General features: G+C 34.3%; 2 protein-coding genes. Both read right to left on the bottom strand.

All coding sequences use genetic code 11. From position 1 onward, the window contains the following. Positions 1–76 precede the first annotated feature (76 nt). Positions 77–478 carry an endonuclease domain-containing protein gene (locus tag A3SG_RS0118245; protein WP_016991427.1) on the bottom strand — a complete coding sequence of 134 codons (402 nt, stop codon included), beginning with the start codon at positions 476–478 and terminating at the stop codon, positions 77–79. A 1,025-nt stretch (positions 479–1,503) separates the two neighbouring features. Beyond that, positions 1,504–1,905, bottom strand: a complete 402-nt coding sequence (locus tag A3SG_RS0118235) for an endonuclease domain-containing protein (RefSeq protein WP_016991425.1) — start codon at positions 1,903–1,905, stop codon at positions 1,504–1,506. Between the last annotated feature and the right edge of the window lie 36 nt (positions 1,906–1,941).

Genomic DNA, 1,941 nt, shown 5'->3' with positions numbered 1-1,941 from the left:
ATAGCGCCATAGCATTTATATGCAGTTCTAACTCCCCCTTGAAATCGAAGATTCAACGACTCCATACAAAGTAACATCAGGAGTTAAAGGGGTTGGGGGTGTGTTGCTCCTGTTCATATATAAAAAACTCAATAGCTCGAATCACATTTTCCATGTCTTTTAATACTTCTTCATCACTGAATCGAAGAACAGTTATTCCCAATTCGTTCATCCGTTTTTCTTTGATCCCATCTTTATGATATACTTCCAAAAACTGATGCGAATAACCATCCACCTCAATACCCAACATTAATTCATAACAGAAAAAATCCAAAATATAATTATCAATCGGCTTTTGTCGATGAAAATCATACCCGTACATTTGCTTGCCTTTTAATTTCAACCAAAGAAATATCTCTGTTCGAGTGGAATCGTTTCGAAGTTGTCGAGCATACTCTTTAAGGTGTGGATTGTAGAGAATGATTTTTCGTTTGTCCATAATAAATAATTTAGTTGTTTTTACTAACAAAAAGAACACACCCCTAGCCCCTCTCGAGAGGGGAATACGCGCAATTGAATCATTAACGATACTGTTTTCAAAACAAATTTAAATAAATTGCTCCCGTAAATAATGACAATCTCTTCCTAACTTTCTAATCATTAAAAAGAATATAGCAATCTTGCGATGAAAAATGAAACACAAAATTTAAAAAAGCGTTTTACTCCAACCATAAAGAGAGACCTCTGTCTTTTTTCAGGAAGATTTATAGTTGAAATAATCAGCCCTCATTTTTAATTTCACCCTTTAGGGAGGGGAAAAAAATTAAAAAAATAATCCGTTCAAATAAGCAGCCCTCATTTTTAATTTCACCCTTTACGAAGGTGAAAAAATTAAAAATACCTTATGCCTTGAAAAGTAAAAAAGCAATTCCCATAAAGCTGAGCTATGATAAATAATTTAGTTGTTTTTACTAACAAAAAGAACACACCCCTAGCCCCTCTCGAGAGGGGAATTCGTACAATTGAATCAATAACTATACTGTTTTCAAAACAAATTTAAATACATTGGTACCATAAACACAATATAAATCTACCGACACATAATACCCAATTTTTACGGGAGGTTTCAACCACACTTGATATTATAATAGTTTACTTTAGCATAAAACCTCAATATCTCAAATCACGTTTATAGCACAATAGCAGTTTTAAGTACTTCTAACTCCCCTCTTGAGAGGGGCTGGGGGTGTGTTGCTCCTGTTCATAAATAAAAAACGCAATGGCTCAAATCACGTTTATAGCACAATAGCAGTTTTAAGTACTTCTAACTCCCCTCTTGAAATCGAAGATTCAACGACTCCATACAAAATAACATCAGGAGTTAAAGGGGCTGGGGGTGTGTTGCTCCTGTTCATAAATAAAAAACGCAATGGCTCAAATCACATTTATAGCACCATAGCAATTATATGAAGTTCTAACTCCCCTCTTGAAATGTAAGATTCAACGACTCCATACAAAGTAACATCAGGAATTAAAGGGGTTGGGGGTGTGTTGCTCCCATTTATATATAAAAAACTCAATGGCTCGAATGACATTTTCCATATCTTTTAATACCTCTTCATCACTGAATCGAAAAACAGTAATTCCCAATTCGTTCATCCGTTTTTCTTTGATCTCATCTTTATGATATACTTCCAAAAACTGATGCGAATAACCATCCACCTCAATATCCAACATTAATTCATAACAGAAAAAATCCAAAATATAATTATCAATCGGCTTTTGTCGATGAAAATCATACCCATACATTTGCTTGCCTTTTAATTTCAACCAAAGAAATATCTCTGTTCGGGTGGAGTCGTTTCGAAGTTGCCGAGCATACTCCTTAAGTTTTGGATTGTAGGGAATGATTTTTCGTTTGTCCATGACAGATCATTTAAGTGTTTTTACTAACAAAAAGAA

The sequence above is a fragment of the Flavobacterium sp. ACAM 123 genome, from assembly GCF_000264055.1.
Lineage (GTDB): Bacteria > Bacteroidota > Bacteroidia > Flavobacteriales > Flavobacteriaceae > Flavobacterium.
Note: the sequence above shows the minus strand (reverse complement) of the source record. Positions and strands in the feature narration are given on the sequence as shown.

Coding starts and splice junctions, on each gene's coding strand:
- A3SG_RS0118245 (WP_016991427.1), bottom strand. CDS start 478: ATGGACAAACGAAAAATCATTCTCTACAATCCACACCTTAAAGAGTAT.
- A3SG_RS0118235 (WP_016991425.1), bottom strand. CDS start 1,905: ATGGACAAACGAAAAATCATTCCCTACAATCCAAAACTTAAGGAGTAT.